General features: G+C 57.9%; 4 protein-coding genes and 2 pseudogenes. 5 read left to right on the top strand and 1 reads right to left on the bottom strand.

The features are described 5' to 3' along the window. The 5 genes and pseudogenes from tnpC to AWB79_RS38485 all read left to right on the top strand — a co-directional run. A pseudogene (gene tnpC, locus AWB79_RS25515) lies at positions 1–711 on the top strand (IS66 family transposase); the annotation flags it as partial. 640 nt (positions 712–1,351) lie between these two features. Then, positions 1,352–2,119, top strand: a complete 768-nt coding sequence (locus AWB79_RS40600) for a tyrosine-type recombinase/integrase (protein WP_232471009.1) — start codon at positions 1,352–1,354, stop codon at positions 2,117–2,119. Continuing rightward, entirely contained in the window at positions 2,116–3,078 is a 963-nt protein-coding gene (locus tag AWB79_RS25505) for a tyrosine-type recombinase/integrase (protein ID WP_061170210.1), read from the top strand. The genes AWB79_RS40600 and AWB79_RS25505 overlap by 4 nt, the downstream gene beginning before the upstream one ends. Next, positions 3,071–4,078: a site-specific integrase gene (locus AWB79_RS25500; protein ID WP_061170209.1), complete on the top strand. Its 1,008-nt coding sequence runs from the start codon at positions 3,071–3,073 to the stop codon at positions 4,076–4,078. The genes AWB79_RS25505 and AWB79_RS25500 overlap by 8 nt, the downstream gene beginning before the upstream one ends. Positions 4,079–4,209: 131 nt before the next feature. After that, positions 4,210–4,434 (top strand): annotated as a pseudogene (locus AWB79_RS38485) (transposase domain-containing protein); the annotation flags it as partial. A 529-nt stretch (positions 4,435–4,963) separates the two neighbouring features. Here AWB79_RS38485 and rpoD read toward each other — a convergent pair. Continuing rightward, on the bottom strand, positions 4,964–6,910 hold the full coding sequence (rpoD, locus tag AWB79_RS25490; protein ID WP_061170207.1) for an RNA polymerase sigma factor RpoD: 1,947 nt from the start codon (positions 6,908–6,910) through the stop codon (positions 4,964–4,966). Between the last annotated feature and the right edge of the window lie 78 nt (positions 6,911–6,988).

The following is a 6,988-nucleotide window of genomic DNA, read 5'->3' as shown; positions in this document are numbered from 1 at the left end:
GCCAGCATGGGCCGCTGGGTCGGCCAGATCGTTGAACTCTGCATGGTGCTGGTCGAGGCGATCCAGCGCTACGTGCTGGCTGCCGGCAAGCTCCATGGCGACGACACGACGGTTCCCGTCCTCACACCGGGCAACCAGAAGACGACAACCGGCCGATTCTGGGTCTATGTGCGCGACGATCGACGCTCGGGCTCGGCGGAACCTGCGGCAGTCTGGTTCACTTACTCGTCGGACCGCAAGGGTGTTCATCCGCAAACGCATCTCGCCAACTTCAAGGGAATCCTGCAGGCGGATGCCTACGCCGGCTTCGATCAGCTGTACGCAAGCGGCGACGTCTTCGAAGCGGCATGCTGGGATCACGCGAGGAGGTACATATTCGACGTTCACGAGCGTACGCCGACTCCGGATACCCAGAAACTGCTCGAGATGATCGGCGAGCTCTACCGCATCGAAGCTGACATTCGCGGCAAACCTCCCGATGACCGGTTGCGTGTGCGGCAGGAGAAGAGTAAGCCCCTGCTCAACACGTTCGAATCGACGATCAGAGCCAAGCTTGCGACGCTGTCGAAGAAGTCCACGCTCACGGGCGCGATCAACTACTCGCTGAACCACTGGGCGGCCCTCACGTTCTACTGCGAGGACGGACGCGCCGAGATCAGCAACGTGCTCGCGGAAAATGCCCTGCGCTGTGTAGCGTTGGGTAGGAATAATGCGCAGCTAAAAATTATGCGGAGTTTGCGTCGTCCGGCTCGTCACGCGCACCGGTGCGACGCGCCTTGCAGAGATCTGTCGCTTGCAGGAAACTGCACATAAAAAGGTGCTTTCCTGTTTGGGTTGTAACCCATTCAGGAGAATCATCATGATCGGCTTGGTTCCTCTTCGACCGCAGCCTCAGGCGTGGTTGTGGCGCAGCGTCCTTTCTCCCTTCGCAGCGCGCTACTGCGAATATCTCGTTGATACCGGCTACGCGGCTCGTACCATCAACATCTACGTAAGGTGCGTCGCGCACTTTGCGTATTGGCTTACAACCCACCGTTTAGCCGTAGCACGCGTCGACGATCGACTTGTTTGCAGCTTCGTGAACGATCATTTGCGGCGGTGTACATGCCCCGATCCGATTCCAAGGGGTCGGGCGGACGTAAATGCTGCACTTCGGCATTTGCTGGTCGTCATGGGCGCGTGCGCTGTCCCGCGGTTTCTGCGGGCGGAATCGGACTCGGTGCAACAGGAGGTGCGTCGCTTTACTGACCATCTCAGGGACGTTTGCGGCCTAGCGGAATGCACGCGATATCAGCGCGGGCGAATCATTCGCGATTTCTTGCATCAGCGCTTTGGTCGAAAACACATAGACATGAAGCTGGTAACGATTCAGGATATTCGTCGTTTCGTTACGCACTACCCTGACGGATGCAATGCTGGAGCCGCTCACGTAGCGGGCGTAACGTTGCGCAGTTATCTGCGATTCAGGACCATGCAATATAACGATCAGGTCGAAGAGTTGATCGCAGCTGTGCCAAAGGTGGCTGGATGGAGGTTGGCGGCGCTGCCTGAAACGCTTTCTGACGCCGCGATCGAGCAGTTTCTGAACTCCTTCGATCGCGAGACTGCGGCAAGCTTACGTGATTACGCCATGGTGCGCTGTCTAGCTGATCTTGGGTTGCGGGCTGCGGAAGTCGTGCAGATCCAACTCGACGATTTAAACTGGCGCGAAGGCACGCTGCAAATCCGTCGCACCAAATCGCGGCGGGGCTACATCATTCCGCTGCCGGAGCCGACCGGTCATGCGATCGCCGACTATATCCGGTCAGGCCGACGGGCAACGACAACCTCCCGCGCAGTCTTTGTACGCCATTACGCACCTGCTGACCTTCCATTAGGAACGGGCCGCCTCCACAAGGCCGTGCATGACGCATATGTCCGTTGCGGTTGGACTGACCGCTCTGGAACCCATCTACTGAGGCACAGCGTTGCCCGACGGCTGCTTCGTTGCGGATCGTCGTTGAAAGAAGTGGCTGACGTACTGCGCCATCAGAGCATCGATACCACCGCGATCTACACGAAGATCGACCTGCGAAGCCTGGAGGCCGTGGCGCTTCCCTGGCCGGGGAGCAAATCATGAAGCGTCCCGTCAAATCGGCACACACAATGGTATCGCTGGTGGAAACGTATCTCGCAGAGCGACGCTGTCTCGGCTTCGACCTTGTGATCTCGGGGCAGGTGCTGATGAACTTCGCCCGCTTCGCGAATACGGTGAACCACCGCGGTCCGATCACCGAAAGTCTGGCCCTTGCCTGGGCACACTCGACACCGAGCGAAAGGTCCATTACCTGGGCGCGTCGGATCGAGGTAATGCGCCCCTTCGCGAAGTATCTCAGGCAGTTCTATCCCGATACGGTTGTTCCGCGACGCGAATTGTGCGGGCGGGCCCATCGTCGTCTGGCACCGCACATCTACACGGAGCAGGAGCTCGGCGAACTCCTCACGGCGTCGGCGGCGATGTTACCCGTCGGTTCGATCAGACCGCTTACATATGAAGCGTTGTTTGGTTTGATTTCGGCAACCGGCATGCGTATCTCGGAAGCCATCAATCTCTCGCGAGACGACGTGAATCTTGCCGAGCGTACGCTCACGGTGCGTGAGACGAAGTTTCACAAATCGCGCCTTATTCCGATGCATCCTACCGTAACTCTGGCGATGAAGCGTTACGCTGCTCGCCGTGTGCTGGTCGTCGCCGCAGAGCCGTGCGATTCGTTCTTTGTGAATCTTGATGGCAGAAAGTTGCAGGCCCGAACAGTGCACTGGGTGTTCGGGCGGATTCGCGAGCAACTCGGGTGGACCTCTCGGGGTGACCACGCGTTGCCTCGAATCCATGATCTTCGCCACACGTTCGTGTGCCGGTGCATCCTCAAGTGGTATCAGGACGGCGTGAACGTCGACAACCGGATGATTGCGCTGTCGACATATCTGGGGCACGTGAAGCCGAGCGATACCTACTGGTATCTGACTGCGGTTCCCGATCTCATGGAAATCGTGAGCCAGAAATTTGCATGCTTTGCCGAAGGGGTACGTCATGACTAAAGCCTGCAAGGTTCCTACCTTCGCGACGCTTCTGCAGGACTTCTTCGTCGAACGGTTGATGCAGCAACGTGCGGTGAGCGCGGAGACGATATCGAGCTATCGCGATTCGTTTCGTTTGTTTCTTCAGTTCGCATCGGATCGCCTTGGCAGGTCCCCAACTGATCTGACGCTGTCGGACATGGATGCGCCGCTGATCCTGGCGTTTCTGCGACATCTCGAGGTTGAGCGGCGCAACAGCACGCGGACCCGTAACGTTCGACTCGCAGCGTTGCGTTCGTTCCTGAAGTACGCGGCACACCGTGACGTCGCGTCGTTGGCCGTTATACAGCGCGCACTCTCCGTGCCGATGAAGCGTTGCGATAAACCTATGGTCGGATTCCTGTCACGCGACGAGATTCAGCAACTGTTAACGGCGCCAGACCCGGACACCTGGTCGGGCCAACGCGACAGGGTTCTGCTGGCAACGATGTATAACACGGGGGCGCGCGTCTCGGAGATCCTGGCACTACGCGTCAGTGATGTCGTCCTGGGTACGTCACCCTTCGTTCATATTCTTGGCAAAGGACGCAAAGAACGAACGGTACCTTTATGGCGATCCACGGCCAGGCTCATCAAGGCGTGGTTGCCGCAGATCCAGGATGCATCAAGTCAGAGGCTCTTTCCAAATCGATCGGGAAACACAATGACGCGCTCCAATGTCGCCGATCGGATGAGAATTGCCGTAACGCGCGCGAAGGACCAATGTCCGCAGCTCGCCAGACGGCGCGTTTCTCCTCATCTGGTTCGGCATGCGACTGCCATGCATCTACTTCAATCAGGCGTCGACCTGTCGGTCATCGCTTTGTGGCTGGGACACGAAAGCCCTTCGACAACACATGGCTATATGGAAGCTGATCTGACAATGAAGGAGCAAGCGTTGAACAGGATTCAGCCGCCGCAAGTAAAGAATCGTCGATATCGACCACCGGACCGCATCCTGCAGTTCCTGGAGTCGCTGTAATTATGCGTAGCTCGCCGAACCGCGAATCCTTGCGGATCGCTTCGGCGACTCGCAAGGCATTCTTCGACAGTGATGGACTCCGCATAACTTCCGGCTGCGCATTATTGCGACAATGCAATTATGTGCATTGTCGCAAAAACTACCTGTTCGTCGGCTCCGACAGCGGCGGTGAGCGTGCAGCGGCGATGTACAGTCTCATCGGTACGTGCAAACTCAACGAAATCAACCCACGTGCCTACCTCGAATACGTGCTCACAAATATTGCGGACCACAAGGTCAACCGCGTCGACGAACTGCTTCCCTGGAACGTGGCCGACAAACTGAAGCCGGCCGCTGCGCCCACGCCCACAGTTTGACCGGGTAGATCCAGATAGATCGTGTCCACGATCATGGAACGATCTCATGTGATCTACCCGGACCTCCCCACGCTCTCACATCATGCCCCACGCGCGCGCGGATCGGGGACCGGCCCTGCCGAGCCGCTTACGTTTGGGTCAATGGCGTTCAAAGAAGTCTTACGACCTTCATCGCCTCATCTTCGTCGCCTGGCGTCGCGCGTGAGCTGAGCCGCCTTCGTAGGCCTCGTCCTCAGTCTCAAAGCGAAGGTGGCTGTCGTAACGAATCTCGCTGACGTTTGGCCCGCTCAAATCAACGTCGACACATGCGTAAGTGAAGCCACCGGCAACTAGCGGTTGAACAACAACGTGGAATTCATGGCTTCCAACTTTTAACATCCGTGACATTGCGAACCCCTGTAGTGGATAACGATCGTCACGTGAGCAGCAAACAAACGGTCTACGATGTCGCTCTCTTGCACGATTTTCTCCTCGCTGTAAGGACAGTTGATAGGTCAAAAGCGAACCTTTGCGTTGACGCCCCCAATGTCTAGCGATCAATGAACGAGCGTAGCTTATCTGCGCGACTAGGATGCATCAGCTTGCGGATAGCCTGGCTCTCGATCTGACGAACGCGTTCCCGCGACACGCCCAGATGCGAGCTTACTTCGCCAAGTGTGAATTCGGTGGGCACATTGATGCCGAAGCGCATGCGAAGCACTCTTGCCTCGCGTGGCGAAAGCGCGTTCAACGCATCGTCGATGGCGACACGCATTCCGGTCCGCACGACGACCTCAAGAGGCGATTCCACGTTCGCATCCTCAATCAGGTCCCCGAGCGTTGCGTCAGCGTCATCGTTCGCCGGCGTTTGAAGCGAGATCGGATGCATCGCCATCTTCTGAATGCCCCGGATTTGAGCCTCTGGTAACTCCATACGTTCGGCCAAAGCTGCGGGCAGCGCGGGCTTGCCAGTGTGCTGCCGAAGCTCATTTGAAATCCGGTTGAGCTTGTTGATAATCTCCACCATATGCACGGGTATGCGGACGGTGCGCGCCTGGTCCGCGACCGCGCGCGTGATCGCCTGGCGAACCCACCAAGTTGCATAAGTCGAGAATTTCCAGCCGCGCTTGTATTCGAACTTGTCGACGGCCTTCATCAGGCCGATGTTGCCTTCCTGAATCAAGTCCAAAAAATGTACGCCCCGATTCACATATTTCTTGGCGATCGAGATCACGAGCCGCAGATTGGCCTCAATCATCTCGCTTTTTGCGCGCCGCATGCGAGATTCAGCCGCAAGCAAATGTCGACTGGTTTGCTTTAACCGCTGAATCGGCATCGCCGCATGCCGTTCAATATCCATTAACTGGTATTGCTCGGCCCGAACAGCGGCCACGCTGCGTTCCAGGGAAGCGCCATAATCGAGCGATTTCGCAGCGGTTTTGGTGGTCCAGTCGAGGTCCGTCTCGTGGCCGGGAAACGATGCAATGAACCGCTCACGGGGCATGCCGCACCGGTCGATCGCAATGCTCGCTATTCGCCGCTCGATTTGCCGCACTTGCGCCAGCCGCTGCTGCATGTCGTCGCAAGCCAAGCCGACTGTGCGGGCTGTGAAGCGCACCCGCGCAAATTCCTTTCGAATGGTCTCTTGAGCGTTCTGAGCAGGGCCCGCTCCCGCTTCGCGTAGCTGATCAACACACTCGCGCACCCGCGCAAAGAGCGCGAGTCCGTCGTTCTTGAGTTGCGTCAGACGCAATGGGTTTGCGTCGTCCCCGGCTTCAGAATCGCATTCGCTATCGCCGCGCGCCGATTCGTCGACCTCCGTCGCCGCCGACATGCCCTTGTCATCGATACTGTCGATCAGTTCTTCGATGCCAAGGTTACCCTCCGCGACCTGCTGGGCCTTTGCGAGGATCATCGAGATGGTCGGGGGACACGACGCGATGGCCTGAATCATCTCATTAAGACCATGTTCGATAGATCGGGCAATCTGAACCTCGGCCTTGCGCGTCAGTAACTTCTTCCCGCCCATCTCGCGCATGTATATGCGCACTGGATCGGTCGTTCGGCCGAATTCGACATCCACAGCGGAAAGCGCGTTTTCGGCGTCTTCCTCAGACTGATCGTCGGCGATGTCGATCGGAACCGCGTCGTCGAACAGCAGCGTTTCAGTGTTGGGCGCATGTTCGTAAACGGCGATGCCCATTTCATGGAAGGTGCGCGAAATATCTTCTAGCTCGCGCGGTTGCGCAAGCTCACTGGGCAAATGATCACTGATTTGCGCATGCGTGACAAAGCCTTGATCCTTGCCCACACGGATCAAGGCGCGTAGCGCCCGTTGCTGTTCGTCTGTACCTGGCTGCCGGTCTAGTTGCAGCGGGTCCGCAGCCGCACGCCGGGAGACTGCGGTGGACAACCTGCCCCTTTTAGCCGTGGTGACGCGGACTTTTTGCGGGTCTGCGTGCGAATCTTCCGTTTCTTTTCGATGGGAACTGGTCATTCTCTTTTCGCGACAGGCGTCTTTGCTGATAGGCGAACGTTAGGCAGAGGCACGGCGGCCTTCGCAGACGAATTCGCG

Source organism: Caballeronia hypogeia (assembly GCF_001544875.2).
Lineage (GTDB): Bacteria > Pseudomonadota > Gammaproteobacteria > Burkholderiales > Burkholderiaceae > Caballeronia > Caballeronia hypogeia.
The sequence above is the reverse complement of the archived record's forward strand: the minus strand, read 5'-3'. Positions and strand labels throughout refer to the sequence as shown.

Coding starts and splice junctions, on each gene's coding strand:
- AWB79_RS40600 (WP_232471009.1), top strand. CDS start 1,352: ATGAAGCTGGTAACGATTCAGGATATTCGTCGTTTCGTTACGCACTAC.
- AWB79_RS25505 (WP_061170210.1), top strand. CDS start 2,116: ATGAAGCGTCCCGTCAAATCGGCACACACAATGGTATCGCTGGTGGAA.
- AWB79_RS25500 (WP_061170209.1), top strand. CDS start 3,071: ATGACTAAAGCCTGCAAGGTTCCTACCTTCGCGACGCTTCTGCAGGAC.
- rpoD (WP_061170207.1), bottom strand. CDS start 6,910: ATGACCAGTTCCCATCGAAAAGAAACGGAAGATTCGCACGCAGACCCG.